The organism is Amycolatopsis sp. NPDC104863, from assembly GCF_055582965.1.
This window is the reverse complement of the sequence record NZ_JBVJOW010000010.1, coordinates 385,415-408,939: the sequence shown is the minus strand read 5'-3', so window position 1 is coordinate 408,939 and position 23,525 is coordinate 385,415. Positions and strand designations below refer to the sequence as shown.

At 72.8% G+C, this 23,525-nt stretch carries 25 protein-coding genes; 15 read left to right on the top strand and 10 right to left on the bottom strand.

The genetic code is table 11. The features are described from left to right. Positions 1–34 precede the first annotated feature (34 nt). Genes ACZ63J_RS43265 through ACZ63J_RS43255 form a run of 3 tightly spaced genes read right to left on the bottom strand, consistent with a single transcriptional unit; the run spans position 35 to position 2,581 of the window. Positions 35–775, bottom strand: a complete 741-nt coding sequence (locus tag ACZ63J_RS43265) for an FAD:protein FMN transferase (protein WP_465401584.1) — start codon at positions 773–775, stop codon at positions 35–37. Further along, positions 772–1,224 carry an FMN-binding protein gene (locus ACZ63J_RS43260; protein WP_465401585.1) on the bottom strand — a complete coding sequence of 151 codons (453 nt, stop codon included), beginning with the start codon at positions 1,222–1,224 and terminating at the stop codon, positions 772–774. Before ACZ63J_RS43260 ends, ACZ63J_RS43265 begins: the two co-directional genes overlap by 4 nt. Positions 1,225–1,234: 10 nt before the next feature. Continuing rightward, the gene (locus ACZ63J_RS43255; protein WP_465342015.1) at positions 1,235–2,581 is read right to left on the bottom strand and encodes a ferredoxin reductase family protein; all 1,347 of its coding nucleotides are present in this window, start codon (positions 2,579–2,581) and stop codon (positions 1,235–1,237) included. Positions 2,582–2,728: 147 nt separating this feature from the next. Here ACZ63J_RS43255 and ACZ63J_RS43250 point away from each other — a divergent pair, with 147 nt between their 5' ends. Beyond that, a complete protein-coding gene (locus tag ACZ63J_RS43250) occupies positions 2,729–3,445 on the top strand; it encodes a response regulator transcription factor (protein WP_465310729.1) in 717 nt (238 codons plus the stop codon). Next, a complete protein-coding gene (locus ACZ63J_RS43245) occupies positions 3,442–4,863 on the top strand; it encodes a sensor histidine kinase (RefSeq protein ID WP_465401586.1) in 1,422 nt (473 codons plus the stop codon). Before ACZ63J_RS43250 ends, ACZ63J_RS43245 begins: the two co-directional genes overlap by 4 nt. Here ACZ63J_RS43245 and ACZ63J_RS43240 read toward each other — a convergent pair. Then, on the bottom strand, positions 4,841–5,443 hold the full coding sequence (locus ACZ63J_RS43240) for a dihydrofolate reductase family protein (RefSeq protein ID WP_465401587.1): 603 nt from the start codon (positions 5,441–5,443) through the stop codon (positions 4,841–4,843). The genes ACZ63J_RS43245 and ACZ63J_RS43240 overlap by 23 nt on opposite strands. A 67-nt stretch (positions 5,444–5,510) precedes the next feature. After that, positions 5,511–6,155: a pyridoxamine 5'-phosphate oxidase family protein gene (locus ACZ63J_RS43235; RefSeq protein WP_465310419.1), complete on the bottom strand. Its 645-nt coding sequence runs from the start codon at positions 6,153–6,155 to the stop codon at positions 5,511–5,513. 80 nt (positions 6,156–6,235) lie between these two features. Here ACZ63J_RS43235 and pdxR point away from each other — a divergent pair, with 80 nt between their 5' ends. Next, a complete protein-coding gene (gene pdxR / locus ACZ63J_RS43230; RefSeq protein WP_465401588.1) occupies positions 6,236–7,606 on the top strand; it encodes a MocR-like pyridoxine biosynthesis transcription factor PdxR in 1,371 nt (456 codons plus the stop codon). Between the two features lie 722 nt (positions 7,607–8,328). Continuing rightward, complete coding sequence (locus ACZ63J_RS43225; RefSeq protein WP_465401589.1) at positions 8,329–9,423, top strand: D-alanine--D-alanine ligase family protein; 1,095 nt, start codon at positions 8,329–8,331, stop codon at positions 9,421–9,423. Between the two features lie 3 nt (positions 9,424–9,426). Here the strand turns inward: ACZ63J_RS43225 and ACZ63J_RS43220 are convergent, their stop codons facing one another. Both ACZ63J_RS43220 and ACZ63J_RS43215 read right to left on the bottom strand, forming a co-directional pair. Then, entirely contained in the window at positions 9,427–9,963 is a 537-nt protein-coding gene (locus tag ACZ63J_RS43220) for a DUF3515 domain-containing protein (protein WP_465401590.1), read from the bottom strand. Positions 9,964–10,030: 67 nt separating this feature from the next. Then, positions 10,031–10,264: an Lrp/AsnC family transcriptional regulator gene (locus tag ACZ63J_RS43215; protein ID WP_125306405.1), complete on the bottom strand. Its 234-nt coding sequence runs from the start codon at positions 10,262–10,264 to the stop codon at positions 10,031–10,033. A 125-nt stretch (positions 10,265–10,389) separates the two neighbouring features. Between ACZ63J_RS43215 and ACZ63J_RS43210 the strand changes: the two genes are divergently transcribed. After that, the gene (locus ACZ63J_RS43210) at positions 10,390–11,346 is read left to right on the top strand and encodes a thiamine-phosphate kinase (protein WP_465401591.1); all 957 of its coding nucleotides are present in this window, start codon (positions 10,390–10,392) and stop codon (positions 11,344–11,346) included. A 16-nt stretch (positions 11,347–11,362) separates the two neighbouring features. Further along, a complete protein-coding gene (locus tag ACZ63J_RS43205; RefSeq protein WP_465401592.1) occupies positions 11,363–11,842 on the top strand; it encodes a GNAT family N-acetyltransferase in 480 nt (159 codons plus the stop codon). Here ACZ63J_RS43205 and ACZ63J_RS43200 read toward each other — a convergent pair. Beyond that, positions 11,829–12,983, bottom strand: coding sequence for a glycoside hydrolase family 27 protein (locus ACZ63J_RS43200; protein ID WP_465401593.1), 1,155 nt, complete (start codon positions 12,981–12,983; stop codon positions 11,829–11,831). The two genes, ACZ63J_RS43205 and ACZ63J_RS43200, sit on opposite strands and share 14 nt — an antisense overlap. Before the next feature lie 92 nt (positions 12,984–13,075). Here ACZ63J_RS43200 and ACZ63J_RS43195 point away from each other — a divergent pair, with 92 nt between their 5' ends. The 3 genes from ACZ63J_RS43195 to ACZ63J_RS43185 all read left to right on the top strand — a co-directional run bounded on the left by ACZ63J_RS43195 (position 13,076) and on the right by ACZ63J_RS43185 (position 15,146). Beyond that, positions 13,076–13,606, top strand: a complete 531-nt coding sequence (locus tag ACZ63J_RS43195; RefSeq protein ID WP_465401594.1) for a gamma carbonic anhydrase family protein — start codon at positions 13,076–13,078, stop codon at positions 13,604–13,606. 30 nt (positions 13,607–13,636) lie between these two features. Then, the gene (locus tag ACZ63J_RS43190; RefSeq protein ID WP_465401595.1) at positions 13,637–14,314 is read left to right on the top strand and encodes a uracil-DNA glycosylase; all 678 of its coding nucleotides are present in this window, start codon (positions 13,637–13,639) and stop codon (positions 14,312–14,314) included. A gap of 61 nt (positions 14,315–14,375) precedes the next feature. After that, complete coding sequence (locus ACZ63J_RS43185) at positions 14,376–15,146, top strand: alpha/beta fold hydrolase (protein WP_465401596.1); 771 nt, start codon at positions 14,376–14,378, stop codon at positions 15,144–15,146. 57 nt (positions 15,147–15,203) lie between these two features. Here ACZ63J_RS43185 and rpmB read toward each other — a convergent pair whose 3' ends face one another. Next, the gene (gene rpmB, locus ACZ63J_RS43180; protein WP_003091970.1) at positions 15,204–15,395 is read right to left on the bottom strand and encodes a 50S ribosomal protein L28; all 192 of its coding nucleotides are present in this window, start codon (positions 15,393–15,395) and stop codon (positions 15,204–15,206) included. A gap of 133 nt (positions 15,396–15,528) precedes the next feature. Between rpmB and ACZ63J_RS43175 the strand changes: the two genes are divergently transcribed. Genes ACZ63J_RS43175 through ACZ63J_RS43165 form a run of 3 tightly spaced genes read left to right on the top strand, consistent with a single transcriptional unit; the run spans position 15,529 to position 19,715 of the window. Beyond that, on the top strand, positions 15,529–17,103 hold the full coding sequence (locus ACZ63J_RS43175) for a DAK2 domain-containing protein (RefSeq protein ID WP_465401597.1): 1,575 nt from the start codon (positions 15,529–15,531) through the stop codon (positions 17,101–17,103). 3 nt (positions 17,104–17,106) lie between these two features. After that, a complete protein-coding gene (gene recG / locus ACZ63J_RS43170) occupies positions 17,107–19,260 on the top strand; it encodes an ATP-dependent DNA helicase RecG (protein ID WP_465401598.1) in 2,154 nt (717 codons plus the stop codon). A gap of 47 nt (positions 19,261–19,307) precedes the next feature. Then, complete coding sequence (locus ACZ63J_RS43165) at positions 19,308–19,715, top strand: GNAT family N-acetyltransferase (RefSeq protein ID WP_465401599.1); 408 nt, start codon at positions 19,308–19,310, stop codon at positions 19,713–19,715. On the opposite strand, the gene ACZ63J_RS43160 is transcribed toward ACZ63J_RS43165, so the two are convergent. Beyond that, complete coding sequence (locus ACZ63J_RS43160) at positions 19,678–20,304, bottom strand: TetR/AcrR family transcriptional regulator (RefSeq protein WP_465401600.1); 627 nt, start codon at positions 20,302–20,304, stop codon at positions 19,678–19,680. The genes ACZ63J_RS43165 and ACZ63J_RS43160 overlap by 38 nt on opposite strands. A gap of 124 nt (positions 20,305–20,428) precedes the next feature. On the opposite strand from ACZ63J_RS43160, the gene ACZ63J_RS43155 reads away from it, so the two are divergent. From ACZ63J_RS43155 to ACZ63J_RS43145, 3 genes are all read left to right on the top strand, one after another. Beyond that, positions 20,429–21,505 (top strand): caspase family protein, encoded by a 1,077-nt coding sequence (locus tag ACZ63J_RS43155; RefSeq protein ID WP_465401601.1) that lies wholly within the window; start codon positions 20,429–20,431, stop codon positions 21,503–21,505. Between the two features lie 556 nt (positions 21,506–22,061). Then, positions 22,062–22,571 carry a hypothetical protein gene (locus ACZ63J_RS43150; protein WP_465401602.1) on the top strand — a complete coding sequence of 170 codons (510 nt, stop codon included), beginning with the start codon at positions 22,062–22,064 and terminating at the stop codon, positions 22,569–22,571. Positions 22,572–22,614: 43 nt separating this feature from the next. Next, positions 22,615–23,517: a S8 family peptidase gene (locus ACZ63J_RS43145; protein ID WP_465401603.1), complete on the top strand. Its 903-nt coding sequence runs from the start codon at positions 22,615–22,617 to the stop codon at positions 23,515–23,517. Positions 23,518–23,525 lie beyond the last annotated feature (8 nt).

Below are 23,525 nucleotides of genomic sequence, written 5' to 3'. Positions count from 1 at the left end.
CCCGCGCGGAGGCGACCGGTTTTGGGCGACGCCGTCAGGAAGCCAGGGCGAGTCCCGCGGTCCGGTGCACCCGCCGGCTGTCGTCGACGATGAGGATCTCGCAGTCCGGCCGGTCGGCCGCCCACGTGATGCCCTCGGCGCCCATCGCGAACGCCGCGGTGGCCAGCGCGTCGGCGGTGACCAGGTCCCCGGCCACGACCGTGACGCTCATCAGCCCGGTCGCGGGGGCGCCCGAGCGGCCGTCGAGGATGTGCGAGCCGCGCTCGTAGGCGGCCGACGTCGCGATCGCGCCGTTGCGCGACTCCAGCACCGCGCACACGGCGAGGGGCTGCTCGGGGTGACGCACGCCGACCCGCCACGGACGGCCGGGTTCCGGCTCGCCCGCGGTGACGACGTCGCCGCCGGCGTTGAGGCAGAACGTCGTCGCGCCCTCGGCCTTGAGCAGGTCGGCGGCGCGCTGCACCGCCCAGCCCTTCACCACCGCGCACGGGTCGAGGCCGCGGCCGGGCAGCCGCGCGCGGAACGCGCCGCCGGAGAGCTGCTCGTAGTACGCGCAGAGCTCCAGCACCTCCAGGAGGTCGTCGCTCAGCTCGGCCGCCGTCAGCTCGCCGCGGTCGTAGCGGCTGACCTCGCTGTCCTCCTTGAACGGGGAGAACCGCGTGTCGACGTCGCGGAACCAGGCGAAGACCTCGTCCACGACCTCGCTGAAATCTTCTTCGTCCCGCAGGTCGAGCGAGATCGGCAGGCCCATCACCTGGTCGACGCGCGTCGTCATCTGCTGCCTCTCGCGTCGATGGCGGCCTGCAGCGACGTCTTGTACGACTCGCTGGTCTCGGTCGCGCCCGTGATCGTGTCGATGCCGGCCCCCTGCGCCTGGATCGCCTCGTCCTGCAGGCGCGGCAGAGCGGTGAGGGCGCGGCCACTGTCCGGCGCCTGCAGCAGGGTGATGGCGACGAGCCGGGAACCGGTGAACGTCACCTGGACCTGCACGGTGCCGTAGCTGCTGGACTCCGGGGTGCCCTGGGTCGTGACCGTCGCGTTTGCACTGTCCGGAGTGGACGTGGTGGTGCCGGTCGACGGCGGAGGGGCCGATGTGGACGGTGCGCTGACGCTCGGCGGCGGCGCCTGCGCGACAGCGGTGCTGCGCAACGGTTCCGGCTCGAACCGCCAGACCGCGATGAACCCCGCGATCGAGAGCGCGACGACGAAGATGGTCTTCTTCACAGCAATCCCCCTAGGCCGCGAGGCTGAAACGTTCGGCGTGGACCTGGCGGTTCGGCACCCGCAGCTCCCGGAGGCTGCGCAGCACGGCCGAGGTCATCCCCGGCGGGCCGCAGACGAACACGTCGCGCTCGTGCACGTCCGGCACCATCATGTGCAGGTTCGCCGGGCCGAGCATCGTGCCGCGGGGGCCGACCGCCTGGTCGGGTCCGGTGAGGACGCTCACCATCGCGCCGCGGGCCTTGGCCAGCGCGTTCAGCTCGGGCAGCAGCACCGCGTCGGCCTGGGTGCGCACCCGGTACAGCACGACGACGTGGCCTTCGATGTCCTCCAGCAGCGCGCGGATCGGCGTGATGCCGACCCCGCCGGCCACGAGCAGCGCGTCGGGCCGCTGCTGGTGGATCGTCGTGAAAGCGCCGTACGGGCCTTCGGCGAACACCCGCGTCCCGACCCGCAGGGAGCGCAGCGACGCGCTGGAGTCGCCGAGCGCCTTCGCGGTCAGGCGCAGCGTGCGGCCGTCGGGTGCGGCGGACAGCGAGAAGGGGTTGGCCTGCCACCAGCGGTCCTTCGTGAGGAACCGCCAGAGGAAGAACTGGCCCGCCTTGGCCGGCATCTTGTCCAGGTGCTTCCCGGTCATGTACACCGAAACGACGTCGGGGGCTTCGGAAACCACGGCGGTGACCCGCAGCTGGTGGCGCACGTTCCGCCACAGCGGCAGCACGACGCGCCCGGCGAGCACGGCGGCGCCGGCGCCGAGCCAGAGCGCCCACCAGTACGTCTTCGCGGCGGGGGAGCTGGTGAAGGTCTGGCCGAGCGCGACCTGGTGGCTGAACGCCAGGAACACCGCGGCGTAGGTGTAGAGGTGGACGAAGTGCCAGGTTTCGTAGGCCATCCGCTTGCGCGCGAACTTCGCCGAAGCCGCGCCGACGATGAGGATCACGGCGAAGGCGACCAGCGCCCGCAGGATTCCCTCGAGCCGGTTGGCCATCTCCACGAGCTCGTCGACGACGCCGCTGCTCTCGACCTCCGCGTAGCCGAAGGTGATGAACACCAGGTGCGCCAGCAGGGTCCACAGGATCGTGAAGCCGGTCCAGCGGTGCCACGAGGTGAGCCGGTCCATCCCCAGCCGCCGGTCCAGCCAGGGCAGCCGGGCCACGAGCAGCAGCTGGAACGCCATGGCCAGTGCGCCGTACAGCCCGGCCAGCCTGCCGATCGTGATCAGCACGTTGTCCGAGAGCCCGGCCTCGGTGAAGAGGACCGTGACGGCGGCCACGTTGGCGCCCAGGAAAAGGAAGAGGCCGGATTTCGCGGCGATCCGGGGGCGGATCGCCGGGCGCGTGGCCTCGGCGGTCTGCGTCATGCTGGTCACACGGATCCCCCTTCGGTTCGGTTCACGAAGGCCAGCCTCGCCAGGCAGCCTGTGGCGAGTCTGGGTACCGGCTGTCGGATTCCTGTCGGCCCCGGCCACCGGTCGCCGGGGACTCGGCCGCCGGGAGAAGATGGGGTGGTGCAGCCGACCGAACCCGTGCGCCTGCTCGTCGTCGACGACGAGCCGCACATCGCCGACCTCGTCGCCACCGTCGCCCGGTACGAGGGCTGGCAGGCGGTCACGGCCGGGTCCGGCAAGGCCGCGCTGAGCCGGGCCGCGGAGTTCGCGCCGGACATCGTCGTGCTCGACCTGATGCTGCCCGACCTGGACGGCTTCACCGTGCTCGACCGGCTCCGGGAGAACGGCACCGCGGTGCCGGTGGTGTTCCTCACGGCCAAGGACGCGACGGCCGACCGGATCGCCGGGCTCACCCGCGGGGGTGACGACTACCTGGTGAAACCGTTTTCCGTCGAGGAGCTGATGGCGCGGCTGCGCGCGGTCCTGCGGCGCAGCACCGGGGCCGCGCACCAGCCCGCCGCGCGTGGCGCGGTGCTGAAGGTCGGGGACCTGACGCTCGACGAGGACACCCGCGAGGTCCGCCGCGGCGAGCAGCCGCCCGCCGAGCTGACGCCGACCGAGTACGAGCTGCTGCGCTACCTCATGCGCCGCTCGCCGTCGGTGCTCACCAAGGCGCAGATCCTCGACCACGTCTGGGAGTACGACTTCGGCGGCCGGTCCAATGTGGTCGAACTGGTCATCTCGCACCTGCGCCGCAAGGTCGACGCGGGCGCGGGTGAGCCGCTGATCCACACCGTGCGCGGCGTCGGGTACGTCGTGCGCCAGGTCAACCGGTGAAGGGGTTCTTCCGCCGGTGGTACGGGGCCTGGCGGCGCACCCGGCTCGGCACCCGCATCACGCTCGGCCTCGGCGCGCTCGCCCTGGTGGTGTTCGCCGTCGTCGGCGTCACGACGGTCGGGATCATGCACGGCTACCTCGACCGGCGGCTCGACGAGCAGCTGTCCAAGAGCCAGAACACCCAGGTGCCGCTGCTGCGCGAGACGCACGGCTCCCCGCAGTCGGTCTACTCCTGGTACTCCGCGCTCTACCACGTGCGGGACGGCGTCGCGACGCCCGAGCCGGGCGGCAAGCTGCCCAAGGACACCAAGCAGCTGGCGAAGATCGCCGTCGACGCGCTCGGCGGCGACGTCACCCGCAACATCTACCTGCGCGACGACGGCCCGTACCGGGTGCGCGCCTGCCCGGTCGACACCGATTCGGTGCTGCTGAGCGCCGCGCCGCAGCAGGACCTGAACGGGACCGTGCAGCAGCTGATCTGGGTCGAGGCCGGCGCGTTCGCGTTCGCGCTGGCCGTGCTGCTGGTCGTGGGCCGGCTGGTGCTGCGCCGCGGCCTGCGCCCGCTGGCCGACATGGCGGGCACCGCGCACGACATCGCCTCCCACGACCTCACCGCGAACCCCGACCTGCCGGTGCGCGCGGCCGGCACCGGCGGCGGCGCGGAGGTCGACGAGCTGCGCACGGCGTTCAACGTGATGCTCGCGCACATCGACTCGTCCTTGGCGGCGAAGACCGAGGCGAACGAGCGGCTGCGCCGGTTCGTCGCCGACGCGTCCCACGAGCTGCGCACACCCTTGACGTCGATCCGCGGGTACGCCGACCTCTTCCGCTACGCCGCGGCGAACGAACCCGAGGAGCGGGAAGCGCACCTGGCGAAGATCCGCGAGGAGACGGCGCGGATGACCGTGCTCGTCGACGACCTCCTGCTGCTGGCCCGGCTCGACGCGCGGGCCGCCGAAACGCCGTTGCGGCCCGAACGCGTCGACCTGGCCGAGCTGGCCGGCGACGCGGCGGACGCGTTCACCGCGGGCCGGCCCGGCCACCAGCTGACGACGTCGGCCGAAGCCGCGGTGGTCGACGCCGACCCGGTGCGGCTGCGGCAGGTGCTCGACAACCTGCTGGCCAACGCGGCCGTGCACACCCCGCCCGGCACCGCCGTGCACCTCTCGGTGACGGCGTCGGGCTCCGAAACCGTCGTCCGGGTGACCGACGCCGGGCCGGGCATCGGCCCGGCCGACCAGGAGCGGATCTTCGACCGCTTCTTCCGCGTCGACGACTCCCGCACCCGCGGGAACGGCGGGACGGGACTGGGCCTGTCGGTGGTCCAGTCCTTGGTCACCGCCCACGGGGGCACGGTGTCGGTCGAGTCGGCGCCCGGCCGCACGGTGTTCACGGTCAGGCTTCCGCTCGCCCGCTGACCCGGTCGTAGTAGGCGATGATGACGCCCTTCGTGGTCGTGACGCTGCGGGTGAGCGTGAACTCGGTGACCGGCCCGGCATCGGGGAACAGGCGTGCGCCGCCGCCGAGGGCCAGCGGGTGGATCAGCAGCGCGTAGTGGTCGACGAGCCCGGCGTTGTGCAGGGCGCGCACCAGCGACGCGCTTCCGACGACCGACAGGTCGTTGCCGGGCGTGGCCTTCAGCTCGGCGACCGTCCGGGTCGCGTTTCCCTTCAGCAGTACGGAGTTCTGCCACGCCCCGGCGTCGTCGAGGGTGGTGGAGGCGACGTACTTGGTGGCGGCGTCCAGGTGCTTGGTGAACGGGTTGCCGTCGGTCCGCCCGGCCCACGCGCCGAGGAAGTCCTGCCAGGTGCGGCGGCCGAAGAGCATGTCGCCGGGCTTGGCCATGCCCGCTGCCATCTCCGTCGCCAGGACGTCGTCCTGGTAGCGGCCGCCCCAGCCGCCGTGGGTGAAGCCGCCGCGGGTGTCCTCGTCGGGGCGGCCGAGGCTCTGCACGACCCCGTCGAGGGTGACGTTCATGGTGACGCTGAGCGCGCGCATCGAGTGTCCTTTCGTCCGTCGGTCACCGCTCATACGAACGGCGGCCCCGCGGATCGACAGGGACGCCTCAGCCGCGTTCGGCGACGTGCCGCGGGGTCGTCCAGCCGGGGGAGAGGTCGGTGGACGGTTCGGGCTCGCCGAAGACCGTCCGGACCGGCAGCACCCCGGCCCACGCGGCGTCCGCGCCGACGTCGTCCGGCTCGTCGTCGGGGCCCTCGGCACGCAGCTTCACCGACGCTTCGGCCAGGTCGAGGGACAGCACGCTGACCGCCGCGAACTCCTTGGCGTTGACGTCGCGCGCGTGCTCCCACGAGCCGGGCGCGAGGTGGTCGGTGAGCACCTTGAGGCCGTGCATCTTCGCCTCCGCGTCGACGACCGGCTGGGCCTTCCCGAAGATCACCGCGCTGCGGTAGTTCATCGAGTGGTTGTTCACCGAGCGCGCGTAGACGATGCCGTCGAGCAGCGTCACGGTGACGCAGACGTCGAGGTCGCCGGCGGCGCTGCGGAGGCTCGACGCGCCGGTCGAGCCGTGCAGGTAGAGCGTGTCGCCGTCGCGGCCGTAGCCGGTCGGGAGGACCAGCGGCACGCCGTCGCGGACGACGCCGAGGTGGCAGATCAGGCCCTCGTCCAGGACTTCGTACAGCGTTTCGCGGTCGGTCGCCGCGCGGTTCTTCTTGCGGCCGAGCGTCGTGCGGGGCGTGGTGGAGAGCATGCGACCAGCGTCTCGCGGCTCAGTGGCATCGGAAAACGTCCACTTCTCGTACACTTGGGAAGTCCACTTGAGGAGGTCCCGTGTCCCACGCCGACACCGCGCTCCCGGTCAGCCTCGACCGCTCGGCCGTCACGCCGCTCGCCGTCCAGCTCGCCGACGCGCTGCGCGAGGCCGCCGCGTCCGGGCACCTGCGCGGCGGCGACCGGCTGCCCTCGACGCGGGCGCTGGCCAGCCGGCTCAACGTCAGCCGCACGGTGACGTCGGCGGCGTACGAGCAGCTCCACGCCGAGGGCTGGATCGCCGGGCGGCACGGCTCCGGCACGTACGTGACGACGCCGCCTTCGGTGTCCTCGGCCGAGGTGCCGACCCCCGCCGTCCCGACGCCCGAAGCCGAGACGCCGTCATTGCTCGACCTGGGTCCCGGCACGCCGTGGGCGGACGGTCTGGACCGCGCGGCGTGGCGCCGAGCCTGGCGCGCCGCGGCCGACCCGGACCCGCTCATCCGCGCGCACCGCGCCGGGCTGCCGGAGTACCGCGCGGCCGTGTCGGAGCACCTGCTGCGCCACCGCGGCCTCGCCGCCGGTTCGGTGCTGGCGACCGGCGGGACGACCGCCGCCGTGGTCGAGCTGGCTGCCGCGGTGCTGGAGCGCGGGGACCTCGTCGCCGTCGAGGAGCCCGGGTACCAGCGTGCGGTGCAGGCGTTCCTGCGGGCGGGCATGCGGGTGGTCGGGGTCCCGGTGGATCTCGAAGGGTTGCGCCCGGACGCGATCCCGGCGGGCGCGCGGGCGGTGTACTGCTCGCCGGCGCACCAGTACCCGATGGGCAGCCGGCTGAGCGCGGCGCGCCGGGTTTCGCTGGTCGAGCTGGCGCGGGCGTCGTCGATGCTGGTGATCGAGGACGACTACGACGGCGAACTGCGCTTCGACGTTGCGCCGCTGCCGATGCTGGCCGCGTTGGCGCCCGACGTCGTGGCGCATCTCGGGACGACGTCGAAGATCCTCACGCCGACGCTGGGCGCGGGCTGGATGGTGGCGCCGGAGGCGATCACGTCGGCGGTGCTGGCCTACCGCGACCTGACGGGCACGCGGCCGTCCCCGGCGGGGCAGCGGGTGCTGTACGAGTTCGCCCGCAATGGGGATCTGGGCCGTCACCTGCGCAAACTGCGTCGCGAGATGGCGGAGCGGCGGACGTTGCTGGCGGGCGCCCTGGCGGCGGCTGATGTTCCGGTCCGCGGTGACGACGCGGGGGCGCACCTGGTGGTGCCGTTCGCGTCGGCCGAGGTGGAGACGTCGGTGATCGCCGCTGCCGAGCGGAGGGGCATTCGGTTGGACGGGCTGGCCCGGCACTTCGCGGGGACGCCGACGGCGCACGGGGTGGCGATCGGGTACGCGGGGTGTGCGCGGGACGCGTTGGTGGCGGCGTTGCCGACGTTGGTGTCGCTGCTGCGGTGATCCCGTGCGCTGTTGTCCACAGCCCGGTCGTGATGTGGACAACGTGGCTTCGGGAACCGGCTTTCGCGGCTTTGTGTCGGTCCTCGCCGATACGCTGGGTCAGGCGGGGGCCCCCAGGGAGGGCGGGCCCTGGCCGGTCGGGGGCGCCGCAGGGGACACCGGTGCGGTGGCTGCTCAAATGAGATGAATGAGTCACTCGCACCATCGCGACCGGACTCTCGAACGACATTGCGGCATCCTGAGCCCCGGCACGGTCCGGTACCCGGTTTGCGACACAAAGGTGGCGGTCGGAGCGAGCTGAGACGCGGCCCGCCGCCGCAGGGGTGGCAGTCGCCGACGGCAGCTCGGCCGCGCGAATCCGACTTTGCCGGAAGCCCGCCCAAGGAGGGCGGGCCCAAGCCGGCCGGGTGGTGGCTCGTGTTCCGGGCCCAAGCCGGCCGGGGGATGGTTCGTGTTCCGGGCCCAAGTCGGCCGGGGGATGGTTCGTGTTCCGCGCCCAAGCCGGCCGGGCGTTGGCTCGTGTTCCGGGCCCAAGCTGGCCGGGCGTTGGTTCGTATTCCGGGCCCAAGCCGGCCGCGCGATGGCTCGTCTTCCGGGCCCAGCCGTCCCTCGACGTATCAGACGCGAGACCGCCCGGGCAGGTTGCGCTCACCGCTCGCGGCGGTCCGTCCGGCGCACGGGGCTCGGCTGTTCGCCGAGGTCACCGGGTACGGTGGCTCACCATGAGCGAGAAGATCCGGGTGGCGGTCGTGTTCGGCGGGCGCAGCAGCGAGCACACGATCTCGTGCCTGTCCGCGGGCAGTGTGCTGGGCAACCTCGACCCGGAGCGGTTCGAGGCGGTGCCGGTCGGGATCACCCGCGAAGGCCGCTGGGTGCTCGGCACCGGCGACTCCGCCCAGCTCGCCATCCGCGGCCGCGAACTCCCGTCCGTCGACGACGGCAAGGGTCTCGTCCTCGCCGGCGACCCGTCGAGCCAGGGCCTCGTGGCCGTCGAGCCCGGTCGCGAAAGCGAGCTGCTGTCCCAGGTGGACGTCGTCTTCCCGGTGCTGCACGGCGCCTTCGGCGAGGACGGCACCATCCAGGGCCTCCTCGAGCTCGCGGGAATCCCGTACGTCGGCCCCGGGGTGCTGGCCAGCGCGGCCGCCATGGACAAGGAGACGGCGAAGAAACTCCTTGCCGCGGAAGGGCTTCCGGTCGGCACCTTCGCCGCGCTCCGCCGTGACCAGTCCACTTTGGACGACACCGACCGCGCCCGGCTGGGTCTGCCGGTGTTCGTCAAGCCGTCGCGCGCGGGTTCGTCGGTGGGCATCTCGCGCGTCGCGTCCTGGGCCGACCTGGACCCGGCCATCGAGCTGGCCCGCGCGACCGACCCGAAGGTCCTCGTGGAGGCGGCGGTCGTCGGCCGCGAGGTCGAGTGCGGTGTCCTCGAGTTCCCGGACGGCCGCGTCGAGGCGTCGCTGCCGGCCGAGATCCGGGTGCTGTCCGAGGACGAGGACGCCTGGTACGACTTCGAAACCAAGTACCTCGGCGACGACGCCGAGCTGGACATCCCGGCCAAGCTCGACGACGCCCTCACCGAGAAGCTCCGCGCGATGGCGGTGGCGGCGTTCCGCGCGCTGGACTGCCAGGGCCTGGCCCGCGTCGACTTCTTCGTCGGCGAGGACGGCGAGCTGACCATCAACGAGGTCAACACGATGCCGGGCTTCACGACGAAGTCGGCCTACCCGAAGATGTGGGAGGTCACCGGCGTGGACTACGCGACGCTGCTGACCACGCTCATCGAGACGGCGGTCGCCCGGGGCACCGGCCTGCGCTGAGCCTCAGGAGAACCGCAGCGGCCTGACCGGCAGCTTCGCCGCCACGGTGTCCGAGATCTGCTGCAGCGGTCCCGTCCCGGCGCTGTCCGGCACGGTCAGCGCCGCGTAGACCTCGCGGTCCACCACGTACCACGTCGACGCGCCGTCGCCCGGGACCTGGAGCCACTGGACCTTGTTCACCAGGCGCAGGGCCGCCGTCGGGGTCAGTTCCGGGGGGCGGCCCAGGCCGCAGCGCAGGACCAGCGGCTCCTGGTCACCCCAGGCGACCGTCGCCGGCGGGGCCGGGGAAGCCAGTGAACGGACCTTCAGCGCGGTGCCGTTCGACGTCAGCTCCGTCGGGACCGCGCCCAGCAGTGTCGTGCACGCCGGGGCTCCCGCCTCGGGGGCGGGTACCGGGACGAGCGGCAGCGGGCCGGCCTCCGGCTCCGAAGAGCGGTGGGTCAGCGCGAACACGGCGACGGCGACCGCCAGGGCGACGGCGAGCGCGGCTGCGGTGACGAGCACCACGCGGGGTGGCGCGCCGGTGTCGGATTCAGGCACCCGACCACTACACCACTGACGCAGTTTCGGGGGGTCTGGGGGGTCGGCCCCCCAGGAACGACACTGCTCAGAGATGGACCACCGGGCAGGTCAGCGTCCGCGTGATGCCCTCGACGTTCTGCACCTTCGCGACCACGAGCTGGCCCAGCTGGTCGACGCTGTCGGCGGCCGCGCGGACGATCACGTCGTACGGTCCGGTGACATCCTCCGAACTGGTGACACCCGGGATGCTGGAGATCTCGGCCGCCACCGCGGCCGCCTTGCCGACCTCGGTCTGGATGAGGATGTATGCGTGGACCACGGCGCGCCCTTTCGTCGGGATCGGTCGGCTCAAGGTAGGAACGTATCGCCAGCTCACGGAAAAACATAGGCCATCCGACTATCGGTGATCGATCTTTGTCCCGGTGGAGAAAGCAGAGGTGACCGGTGTCACCGAACGACGCAACGGTCGCCGAGACCGGCGAGTTCGCGCTCATCCGCGCCGTCACCGAAGGACGGCGCCAGCCACCCGGCACGCTGCTCGGGCCGGGGGACGACGCCGCCGTCGTCGCCGCGCCCGACGGCCGGGTGGTCGCCAGCACCGACGTCCTCGTGCAGGGGGTCCACTTCCGGCTCGACTGGTCGCCGCCCGGGCACGTCGGGCGCAAGGCCGTCGCGGTCAACCTGGCCGACATCGCCGCCATGGGCGCCACCCCGACGTCCGTCCTGGTCGGCCTCGCCTGCCCGCCGGACACCCCGCGCGAGGTCGTCACCGCGCTGGCCGACGGCATGTGGGCCGAGGCCGAGCGCGCCGGCATCGGCGTCTCCGGGGGTGACATGGTCCGCGCCGACCAGCTCGTGATCAGTGTCACGGCGCTCGGCGACCTGGGCGACCGCGAGCCGGTGACGCGCTCGGGCGCCCGGCCCGGCGACGTCCTCGCGGTCTGCGGACGGCTCGGCTGGGCCGCGGCCGGGCTGGCCGTGCTGGGTCGCGGGTTCCGGTCGCCGGTCGGCGTGGTCAACGCCCAGCGCTGCCCTGAGCCGCCCTACGAGGCCGGTCCCCGTGCGGCGCTGGCCGGGGCCACGGCCATGATCGACGTCTCGGACGGCCTGCTCGCCGACCTCGCGCACATCGGGGAAGCCTCCGGTGTCGGGATCGACGTCCGTACTGCCGACCTCGACGTGCCCGCGCGGCTCACCGAAGTCGGCGCAGCGCTCGGCGCCGATCCGCTGGACTGGGTGCTCACCGGTGGGGAGGATCACGCTCTCGTTGCCACGTTCCCGCCGTTCGCCGAGCTGCCGGAAGGTTGGCGCACGATCGGTGTCGTGACGATGGCGGATTCCGGGATCACCGTGGACGGCAAGCCTTTTACCCGAGAAGCCGGATGGACCCACTGGCGCTGAACTAAAGTCGGCGGACGTGAGAATCGTTCCGGTCCCCTACGACCACCCCGACGCGGCCAAGCTCATGGCCGCGGTGCAGCAGGTGTACGTCGAGCGCTACGGCGACGAAGACGCCACCCCGATGAGCCCGGCGGACTTCGATCCCCCGCAGGGCGTTTTCCTGGTCGGTTACCAGGGCGAGGAAGCGGTCGCCTGTGGCGCCTGGCGCGCGCACGACGGCCCGGCGCCGGACTTCCGGGACGGCGACGCCGAGTTCAAGCGGATGTACGTCGCCGATTCCGCCCGTGGCCGCGGGTTCGCGCGGATGATCCTGTCCGAGCTGGAGCGCACGGCGGCGCTGTGCGGCCGCAAGCGCGCGATCCTGGAGACCGGGACCAAGCAGCCCGAAGCCATCGCGCTGTACACGTCGTCGGGCTATGCCGAGATCCCGAAGTTCGGCGTGTACAAGGGCGAAGAGTCGAGCCGCTGCTACGGCAAGGACCTCACTTCGGTGTGAGCTTCAGCAGGGCCGCGGAGTGCGGGCGCAGCACCGCGGAGACGTCGCTCCCGACGTCCCTGTGCGCCCACAGGTCCCGGACGTTCCACGAGCCCGGGACGTCCGCGGACACGGTCGCGGTGGTGGTGCCGGTGTTGAGCAGCACCACCGCGAACCCGCCGCCGGAAAGCGGTTTCCCCCACACCTGGTGACCCGCGCCGGCGGCGAGCCGGCGGCCCTGGCCGCCCGCGAAGTCCTGGTCGACGGCGATCGCCTCGGGGTTGCCCAGCGTCGCGAGGTCGGCGTCGCTCAGCTTCGCCGGGTCGGTCCCCGCGAACAGCGGTGCGTTCAGCACCGCCCAGACGCTGAAGTGCGCGCGGGCCTCGTCCGCGGTGAGGGTGCCGTTGCCGACCTGCAGCATGTCCGGGTCGTTCCAGCCGCCCGGGGCGCCGCTGTGGGTCGCGACGGCGGCCTGCTGGTCGATCGTCGTGAGCACCGAGTCCCAGGTCGCGACCAGGTCGTTCGTCGTCCGCCACAGGTTCGCGACCGGCCGCGCCCAGGTCCACGGGCTCGAGACGCCGTACTCGGAGATCGCGTAGACGATCGGGCGGGGCAGCGCGGCGAGCTCGTCGCGCATCTTCTCGAACGCCGTCTTCCGGTCGAGGCCGTCGACGGTGTCGGCGTTGCACCAGTCGTACTTGAGGTAGTCGACACCCCAGCGGTCGAACGTCTCGGCGTCCTGGCGCTCGTGGCCCAGCGAGCCGATGCCGGCCGCCGGGTAGGCGTCGTTCGCCATCGCGCACGTCCGGCTGCCGGGCGCCGAATAGATGCCGAAGAGCAGGCCGCGGGAGTGCACGTAGTCGGCGAGGTCGGCGATGCCGTGCGGGAACCGCGCCGGATCGGCTTCCAGCGAGCCGTCGGCGGCGCGTTTCGGCGCCTGCCAGCAGTCGTCGACGACGACGTAGCGGTAGCCGGCGTCGCGCAGCCCGGTGTCCGCGAGCGCGTCGGCCGCGCGCTTGACGACGTCCTCGGTGAGGTCGTAGCAGCGGACCTGGTTCCAGCTGTTCCAGCCCATCGGCGGGGTCGCGGCCAGGCCGTTCGCCCGGGCGGGCGACGCCGTCGGCAGGCTGAGCACCCAGGTCACCACGACGAGCAGGAGCACGAGGGCGGTGCTCCCGGTACTGGCTTTCCGGTTCGCGGTGATGCCGTGATCCAATCGCACCGCACGTGAAACCGCAGTCACCCGGAGGCGGCATGGCCATTTACGCACTCGGTGAGCTCGAGCCGACGATCCACCCCGACGCCTACGTCCACCCGGACGCGACGGTGATCGGCGACGTCCGGATCGGCGCGTTCGCGTCGGTGTGGCCGCAGACCGTCCTGCGCGGCGACCACGGGTACATCGAGATCGGCGAGCGGTCGAACGTCCAGGACGGCTGTGTCCTGCACTGCACCGAGCGGCACCCGACGATCCTCGGGCCGTCGTCGGCGATCGGGCACTCGGTGCACGTCGAGGGCGCGACGATCGGCACCGGCTGCCTGATCGCGTCCGGTTCGGTCGTCCTCAACGGCTCGGTGATCGAGGACGGCGGCATGGTCGGCGCCGGCGCGGTGCTGTCGTACGGGTCACACGTGAAGACCGGGGAGATCGCGCTCGGGGTGCCGGCGAAGACGCGGGAGAACAAGTCGTTCAGCGCGGAGAACATCGCCCTCGTCGTCGATTCGTACGTCCAGCGGGGGCAGCGGTTCCGCGCCGAGCTGCGGCGCCTCGACCCGCGCGGGTGACGCCGGCCACGCCCGGTAAGCTCGCGCGCCGTGACCGCACGACCGCTTGAGGACATCGTCGAGGCAGGCTGGGCGCAGGCCCTCGCACCGGTGGCGCCGCAGGTCGCCGCGATGGGGGAGTTCCTCCGCGCGGAGATCGCCGCGGGCCGGACCTACCTGCCGGCGGGTGAGCACGTGCTGCGGGCGTTCAAGCAGCCGTTCCACGACGTCCGGGTGCTGATCGTCGGCCAGGACCCGTACCCGACGCCCGGGCACGCCGTGGGCCTGAGCTTCTCGGTGGCGCCGGACGTCCGGCCGATCCCGAAGAGCCTGGTCAACATCTACAAGGAGTACGCCGAGGACCTCGGCCACCCGCTGCCGGCCAACGGCGACCTGACGCCGTGGGCCGACCAGGGCGTCCTGCTGCTCAACAGGGCCCTGACGGTGCAGCCGGGCAAGTCGAACTCGCACCAGGGCAAGGGCTGGGAAGACGTCACCGAGCAGGCGATCAAGGCCCTCGCGGCCCGGTCGGAGCCGATGGTCGCGATCCTGTGGGGCCGCAACGCCCGCAACCTGCGCCCGATGCTCGGCGAGGTCCCGTGCATCGAGTCGGCGCACCCGAGCCCGCTCTCGGCGCACAACGGCTTCTTCGGGTCACGGCCGTTCAGCCGGGCCAACCAGCTCCTGGAGCAGCAGGGCGCGACGCCGGTCGACTGGAAACTCCCGTAGGTTCGGTGTCCGGATCGCCGGTGGCGGCTCCGACCAAGGGGAAACGGACCCTGGAGGACACATGAACGTCACATCGGCCGACGGCACTTCCCTCTTCTTCGAGCAGCGCGGCAGCGGCGCGCCGGTGATCCTGATCGGCGGCGCGTTCAACGACCGCACGACGGTCGCCGGCCTGGCCGAAGTGCTGGCCACGGACTTCACGGCCATCACCTACGACCGGCGTGGCCGCGGCGACAGCGGTGACACGTCGGCGTACACGGTGGACCGGGAGGTCGAGGACGTCGCGGCGCTGATCGCGCACGCCGGCGGCGCGGCTTCGGTGTTCGGGCACTCGTCGGGGGCGGTCCTCGCCCTGGAAGCGGCGGCCGCCGGACTGCCGATCGAGAAGCTGGTGGCGTACGAGCCGCCGTACGCGACCCCGGAGGAAGACCGGCCCGACGTCCTGGACGAGGTGCGCGCGCAGCTCGCGGCGGGGGACCGTGACGGCGCGGTGGCGACGTTCCTGGTGCTCGCGGGCACCCCGGAGGCGATGCTCGACGGGATCAAGGCGTCCCCGGCGTGGGCCGGGCTGACGGCGCTCGCGCACACGCTCCCGTACGACCTGACGATCTGCGGCCCGGGCGGCCGCCCCCGCCTGGACCACCTGGCCCGCATCACGGCCCCGACGCTGGTGATCGGCGGCGGCGCGAGCCCGGAGCCGCTCAAGGCCGGCGCCCGCGTGGCCGCCGAAGCCATCCCAGGAGCCCGTCACGAGGTCCTGAAGGGGCAGGACCACGGCGTGCTCGCGTTCCCGGAGGCGCTGAAGCCGCTCCTCCTGGACTTCTTGAAGTAGACGTAAAAAATGGCGGGTGCTCCGAGGAGCACCCGCCATTTTCGAACTCTTCTCGCCTCAGCCGCGAACGACCTTGCCCGCCTTGATGCACGAGGTGCACACGTTCAGGCGCTTGCGCTGGGACACACCCACCTTGGCGTGGACGGTCTGGATGTTCGGGTTCCACCGGCGGTTGGTACGGCGGTGGGAGTGCGAGACCGACTTGCCGAAGCCGGGTCCCTTGCCACAGACGTCGCACACGGCAGCCACGTCGAACTCCTTTGGATCTGGGTCATAGAAATGAGCCCAGATGCACTGGGCAACTCGACCATAGTAACCAGTGGCTCAGCGGAGTGACGCACCGGGTCGATACCCTGCCCGAGATCGGTCAGGAGGTTACGGGGTGCGGGTGCTGGACACGGCGGCGGTGTCGGCCTGGGCTGCGGGTTGTGTGCACAGCCTGGCGAGCCTGCGGCCGGCCATCAACGAGATCAACGTCTACCCCGTCGCGGACTCCGACACCGGCTCCAACATGCTCTTCACCATGACCGGCGCGGCCGCCGCGCTCGACACCGCCGAGCCGGAGTCCGCCCCCGAAGCGCTGAAGATCCTCGCCCGCGGCGCCGTCGCCTCGGCCAAGGGCAACTCCGGCGTGATCCTCTCCCAGGTCGTGCGCGGGCTGGCCGACCGCGCCGAAGGCGACCTGGACGGCGCGTGGCTGGCCCAGGCGCTCGGACACGCCGACGAGGTCGCCACCGGCGCCGTGAGCCGCCCGGTCGCCGGGACCATCCTCACCGTGCTGCACGCCGTCGCCCTCGCCGTGCGCGGGGACACCCGGTCGCTGACCGAGGTCGCCCTGGCGGCCGCGAAGGAAGCCGCGCACGCCCTCGAGAAGACTCCGCTGCAGCTGCCCGCACTGGCCAGGGCCGGGGTCGTCGACGCCGGCGCCCGTGGGCTCGTCGCCGTCCTCGACGCCCTGGTCGGGGTGCTCACCGGCACCGCGCTCGAACGGGACCACGCGCTGGAAGTGCCCACGGCCGAAGAACAGGCCTACGCCTGGGAGGTCATGTACCTCCTCGACGGCGTCGAGGAGGCGAGCCTGCCGACCCTGCGCAAGGAGCTGAGCGGCCTCGGCGACAGCGTCACGGTGGCCGGCGACGGCTCGGGCAGCCACGCCGTGCACGTCCACTGCGCCGACATCGGCGCCGCCATCGAAGCCGGGCTCGCGCTGGGCCGGCCGCGCAGGATCCGCGTCGAGCCGCTGCTCACCCCGACGCCGATCGAGCCCGGCGGCGGGATCGACCGGACGGTCGTCGCCGTCGTGCACGGCGGCGGGCTCGCCGAGCTGCTGCGCGCCGAGAGCATCCCGGTCCTGGCCGTGCCCGAAGGCGAGACGCCGAGCGTCGAGGACGTGATCGGCCTGCTCAACGAGGCCGCCGGGCGGCACGTCACGGTGCTGCCGGGCAGCGTCGCGCTCACCGCGGCGGCCGACGTCGCGGCCGGGCACGCGATGGCCGCCGACCGCGACGTCGTGGTCATCCCGTGCGCGTCGCCGGTGCAGGTGCTGGCCGCCCTCGCCGTGCACGACGCCGGGCGCCGCACCAACGACGACGTCGTCGCGATGGCCGAAGCGGCCGCCGCGACCAGGCGTGGCGAACTGCGGATCGCGCGCGAGGAGTCGCTAACCTGGGTGGGCCGGGCCCAGTCCGGTGACGTCGTCGGCCTGGTCGACGACGAGGTGGTGCTGATCGAGCCCGCGCCCGCGTCGGAGACGAACCTGGTCGCGGCCGCGATGAAGGTGCTCAACCGGATGCTGGCGCTGGGCGGCGAGCTGGTGACGGTGCTGAGCGGGGCCGCGGCGCCGCCCGGGGTCGCCGAGGAGCTCGCGGACCAGCTGCGGCTGGAGCACCCCGAGGCGGAGCTGGCCGGCTACACCGGCGGCCAGGCGGAGGCCGTGCTGCTGATGGGAGTCGAATAGCCGATGGCCGGACTGCGCGACAAGCTGCCGTTGCTGCTGGGCGCCAAGACGGCGAAGGCGCTCGCCACGGCGTTGGACATCGAGACGGTCAGCGACCTGCTGCGCCACTACCCGCGCCGCTACGCCGAGCGCGGGGAGCTCACCGACATCGCGGGCCTCGAGCTCGGCGAGCACGCCACCGTGCTGGCGCGCATCGAAAAGGTGAGCAAGCGCCGGATGAAGGCCCGCAACGGCACCATCCTCGACATGGTGATCACCGACGGGAAACGCCGGCTCACCTGCGCGTTCTTCAACCAGGCGTGGCGGGAGAAGGAGCTGGTCCCCGGCAAGACGGGCCTCTTCGCCGGCAAGGTGTCCGCCTTCCGCGACACCCTGCAGCTGACCAACCCCGAGTACGAGCTGTTCGACGCCGACCGCGAAGCCGAGGCGATGGAGGACTTCCTCGCCGCGATCATCCCGGTCTACCCGGCGGCGCAGGGCATGCCGACCTGGTCGATCGCCAAGTGCGTGCGCCAGGTGCTCGACGTCCTCGAGGTCGACGACGACCCGATGCCGGCCGAGCTGCGCCGCCTGCACCGGCTGGCGGACCTCGACAATGCGCTGCGCGGCATCCACCGCCCCGAGAACTGGGCGCACCTGGAGGCGTCGAAGAAGCGGCTCAAGTGGGACGAGGCCATGGCCGTCCAGCTGATCTTCGCGCAGCGGCGGCATTCCGCGATCTCGCGCCCGGCCAAGGCGAACCCGCACACGACCGGTGGCCTGCTGGACGCGTTCGACAAGCGGCTGCCCTTCGACCTGACCGCGGGCCAGCGCGGGATCGGCGACGAGATCGCCGCGGACCTGGCCACCGAGCACCCGATGAACCGGCTGCTGCAGGGCGAGGTCGGCTCGGGCAAGACGGTCGTCGCGCTGCGGGCGATGCTGCAGGTCGTCGACAGCCGGCGGCAGGCCGCGATGCTCGCGCCGACCGAGGTCCTCGCCGCGCAGCACGCGCGGTCGCTGCGGGAGATGCTCGGCGACCTCGGGCAGGCGGGCGAGCTGGGCGCCGCGGAGAACGCCACGCGCGTCACGCTGCTCACCGGGTCGATGGGCGCGAAGGAGCGCAAGAAGTCGCTGCTGGAGATCGTCAGCGGGGAGGCGGGCATCGTCGTCGGCACCCACGCGCTGATCCAGGACCACGTCGAGTTCGCCGACCTCGGCCTCGCCGTCGTCGACGAGCAGCACCGCTTCGGCGTCGAGCAGCGGGACGCGCTGCGCACCCGCGGGGCCGGGGACACCAGCCCGCACGTCCTCGTCATGACGGCGACGCCGATCCCGCGCACGGTCGCGATGACCGTCTACGGCGACCTGGAGGTGTCCGCGCTGCGCGAGATGCCGGTCGGGCGGTCGCCGATCTCGACCACGGTCGTGCCGGTCGCCGAGAAGCCCGCCTGGTTCGACCGGATCTGGCAACGCGTCCGGGAAGAGGTCGGCAAGGGGCACCAGGCCTACGTCGTCTGCCCGCGGATCGGCGACGAGCCACCGTCGGACAAGAGTGACAAGCGGCCGCCGCTCGCGGTCCTCGACGTCGCGCCGGACCTGGAAAACGGGGCGCTGCAAGGGTTGCGCGTCGGCGTGCTGCACGGCCGGATGCACCCCGACGACAAGGACGCGGTGATGCGGGCCTTCTCCGCCGGGAAGCTCGACGTGCTCGTCGCGACCACGGTGATCGAGGTCGGGGTCAACGTGCCGAACGCGACCGCGATGGTGATCATGGACGCCGACCGCTTCGGCGTCAGCCAGCTGCACCAGCTGCGCGGGCGGGTCGGCCGGGGCAACAACCCCGGGGTCTGCCTGCTGGTCACCGAGGCCCTCGACGGCACGGCGACGCGCGAACGGCTGGCGGCGGTCGAGTCGACCACCGACGGCTTCGAGCTGTCGCGCCTCGACCTCGAGCTGCGCCGCGAAGGCGACATCCTCGGCGCCGCGCAGTCCGGGAAGCGCTCGACGCTCAAGCTGCTGTCGCTGCTGCGCGACGAGGATGTGATCGCCGAGTCCCGGGCTTTGGCGCAGGAGATCGTCACGAAGGACCCGGAGCTGCAGAAGTACCGGGGGCTGGCGCAGCTGGTCGCCGACGTCGTCGACGTCGAGCGCGCGGAGTACCTGGAGAAGAGCTGATCCGGGCGGCCACCGCGGCCGACGCCCCGGCCATCGGCGAGGTCCACGTGGCGTCCTGGCGGGCGGCGTACGCGGGCCTGCTGCCGGAGGACTTCCTGGCCGGGCTCTCGGCGCCGGAGCGGGCGGCGGAGTGGGCCCGGCGCATCGAGGACGGCGCCGGGGTGCTGGTCGTCGAGGACGCCGGGGTCGTCGTCGGGTTCGCGGCCTTCGGACCCGGGCAGCTGTACGCGCTGTACCTGCTGCCGAGTTGCTGGGGCCGCGGCCTCGGCCGGGCGCTGCACGACCGCGTGGTCGACGAGCTGCCTGGCGAGAGTGCCGTCCTGTGGGTGCTCGCTGCGAACGAACGAGCGAAGGCGTTCTACACGCGGCAGGGCTGGCGGCCCGACGGCGCCACCGGGACCGAGACGCTCGACGGCGTCACCCTGGAAGTGGTGCGGTTCCACCGTTCGCTGTGAAGACCCCGGCTTTCGCTGCCGCCGCGGCGGCAGCGGCCGCGATCTTGGCGTCCTGTGTGGACACTCCCTCCCGGGAGACGAACAGGCGGTAGAAGATCGGCCCGCACGCCACGCGCACGACCTCGACGGCGTCGGTGCCCGCGGGGACTTCCCCGCGCTCGACGGCCCGGTCGACGACCACCGCCGAACGGGCGTGGCGGTCGACGTAGAACTCCTGCAGCGCGTCCGCCGCACGGGCGGAGAGGAAGGCCGCCGAGATCGACGCCGTCGGGAGCTCACGCTCGCCCGGCGAGGTGAAGTAGTGCACCAGCTCGGCGTTGATGCCGCGCAGGTCACCTTCGAGCGACCCGGTGTCCGGCGCGGCCCACTCCTGCTCGGTCCCCATCAGCAGGGCGGCCGCGACCAGGCCTTCGGCGGACTCCCACCGGCGGTACAGCGTCGTCTTGTGCACGCCGGAGCGCTCGGCGACCGCCTCGACGGTCAGCTCCGCGTAGCCGCGCTCGCCGAGCAGCTCGAGCGTCGCGTTCAGCGCGGCGAGGCGGGTGCGCTCGGTGCGGCCGCCCGGGCGCTGTGAGCCGATGGTCTCCAAATGCCACTCCTGGTGCGTCAGTGCGTCCAGTATGCCGACGGGAACGATTCACCGGCCCGTCGCAGGTCAGGTGTGCCCGTTCGGCTGCTTGCCGTAACGCGCCCGAAGGGCGTTCCCTACCGGTATGTCCGGGCGGAGGCGGGCCCTGATCGTCGCCAACGGCGAGTACGACAACGCGGGGCTGCAGCGGCTGGGCTCCCCCGCGGCGGACGCGGACGCGCTCGCCGGGGTGCTGTCCGACCGCGCGATCAGCGACTTCGAGGTCCGGGTGGTGCGCAACGAAACCGCGCACGTGGTGCAGGCGGAGGTCGAGGACCTCTGCGCCGAGGGCCGCCCTGACGACGTCCTCCTGCTCCATTTTTCCTGCCACGGCTTGAAGGACGACGCGGGCCAGCTGTTCTTCGCCGCCCGCAACACGCGCCCGGACCGCCTCCGGTCGACCGCGGTGCCCGCGCAGTTCGTGCAGCAGTGCCTGCGGCAGAGCCGCTCGCGCAGTGTGGTGCTGCTGCTGGACTGTTGTTACGGCGGTGCGTTCGGGCAGGGCGTGGCGGTCCGCGCGTCGGGCGACGCGAACGTCCTGGACAGCTTCCGCGGCGGCCGCGGCCGCGCGGTCATCACGGCGTCGAACTCGATCGAGTACGCCTTCGAGGGCGCCCGCCTGGCCGAAGGCGGCGTCGCGCAGCCATCGGTGTTCACGGCGGCCCTGGTGGAGGGCCTGCGAACGGGCGAAGCCGACCGCGACGAGGACGGCTGGATCGCACTGGGCGAGCTGTACGAGTACCTGTTCGACCGCGTCCGCGAGCGCAACCCGAAGCAGACACCGAGCCGCGACATCGAGATGCAGGGCGAGCTGTACCTGGCGAAGAGCCGGCGCCGCCGCATCAAGCCGTCCCCGATCCCACCCGACCTGGCGGGCGCGATCGCGGCGGAGAACCCGTTCACGCGGCTGGGAGCGGTGGCGGAGTTGAGAAGGCGGCTGGCGAGCTCGAACCTCGAAGTGGCGGTGGGGGCGTTCGAGGCGTTGAAGGCGATGGTGGACACGGACATCCAGCACGTGGCGGCGGCGGCATCGGCGGCCCGGGAGGACGCCGCGGCGCGCCGGAGGTGCGGTTCGAGGGGGAGAAGGAGACGGATCGGATCCGGTTGCTGGGGCCGCCGGTGGCGCGGGCGTGCGCGTTCGAGGCGTCCCACGACTGGATAGAGGTCCAGGAGGTGGCGGGTGGTGCGGAAGTCCGGGTGAGGCGGGGGCCGGAGGTGCGGCGGGGCAAGGTTGTGGTGACGGGCCCGACGGGGGAGACCGTGGTGGCGGTCGAAGCGGCGGCCGCGGCCCGGCCGGTGACGGGAACGCCGGAACCGGAGACCGAAGCGGCGGCCGCCCAGCCGGTCGCCACGCCGTGGCCCGGAGCCACCGCCGAACCGGAAGCCCCGACGGCCGGTGGCACAGCACCGGGGCCCGCGGTGGAGGCGGCCGGGCCCCAGCCCGGAGGCGTGGCGGCACCGCCCGACGCGGCCCGGCCGGTGGCCACAGCGCCGGAACCGGCCGCCGCCCCTCACTCGCTCCCGGCCGCGCCAACGCCACTCACCACCGGCCTCGGGCTCCTCACCGCCGCCGGCGGGGTGCTGGCCCTGCTACACGCTCGCGGGCGCCCAGCCCGGGCTGGAGTGGTTCGTCTGGCCGTTCGCGGTGCTCGCGGTCGTCGCCGGTGGCCTGGTCGTCACCAAGGCCCGGGCCGGGCTTCGCCGCGGTGTGGGGTCTCGTGATCACCTACTCCACCGGGCGGTTCCTCACCTCCGACAGCGACAACCACCTCGGGGCGGGCTTCGGGTTCCTCTTCACCGGCCTGCTGGCCGTGTTCGCGGCCGGGGTGGGCGCGGTGTGGGCGGTCCGCCGCGAGCTGCGGTTGCGCCGTCCCGACCGGTACTCGTGGGCCGCCATCGCGGCGGCCGTGCTCGGGGTGGCCGGCCTGACCGTCCAGTACGCCGTCGACAGCGGCGCGGGCGCGGCCGCGATCGGGGGCACCTTCGTCCTCACGGCCGCGCTGGTGCTGGCCGTCCCCGTCTTGGCCGCCGTCGTGCGGCCGCGGGGCTTCGGGGGCCAGGTCCTCCTCGGCTGGGCCTTCGCCGCGCTGAGCCTGCTCGCCGGCATCACCCGCTCCGGGCACCATCCGAACGTCGCGGGGCTGATCATCTGCGGGGTCTCGCTCCTCGTGTTCGCCGTAGTCGGCGGGCTGGCCGGGCGGAACCATCCGAACGGGCGACAGGCCTGAGTTGTCGCCCGGCCGGCGCCGGGGTACCACGACGATCATGAAGATGTGCGCAGCGGCAGTGGCGGCCGTCCTCGTGCTCGCCGGTCAGGCTCCGGCCGGGGCCGCGGGTGGGGTGCAGGCGGATCCGCCCAGCTGGGGGCTCGACCGGATCGACCAGCGCGCCGGGCTCGACCACGCCTACCACTACGCCGGTGATGCCTCGGGTGTCACCGTCTACGTCATCGACAGCGGTGTCGACGCCCGGCACCCCGACTTCCAGGGCCGCGTCGCGCCCGGGCGGGACTTCCTCAACGGGGGCTCCGACACCACCGACACCAACGGCCACGGCACCCGCCTCGCCGGGATCGCCGCCGGCAAGGACTACGGCGTCGCCAAGGGCGCGCAGGTCGTTCCGGTCCGGGTGCTCGACAAGGACGGCGGGGGCGCCACCGACCAGATCATCGCCGGCATCGACTGGGTCGCCCAGAACGCCCAGCAGCCCGCCGTCGCCGTCCTCGGGATCGGCGGGGTGCCGAACGACCAGCTCGACGCCGCCGTGAAGCGGCTCGCGGCCGTCGTCCCGGTCGCCGTCCCCGCGGGCAGCGAGACGGCCGACGCGAGCGGGTTCTCGCCGGGCCGGGTGGCCGAGGCGCTGACCGTCGGGGCCACCGACGCCCAGGACCATCCGGACAAGGCGTCGAACTTCGGCCAGGACGTCGACCTGTACGCACCCGGCGTGGACGTCCCGGGCCCGATCGCGGGCGGCGCCGGCGCGGGGCCGGAGTCCGGCACCTCGATGGCCGCGGCCTTCGCGGCCGGGGTGGCCGCGCTCTACCTGGCCCAGCACCCCCAGGCAACCCCAGCCCAGGTGGACGACGCCCTTGTCCAGGCGGCCACGCCGAACGCGCTCCGGGGGGTGCCGGAGGGCACCGCCAACCGGCTGCTTTACGCGCCGCCGGGATCCTGAAAGGCTGC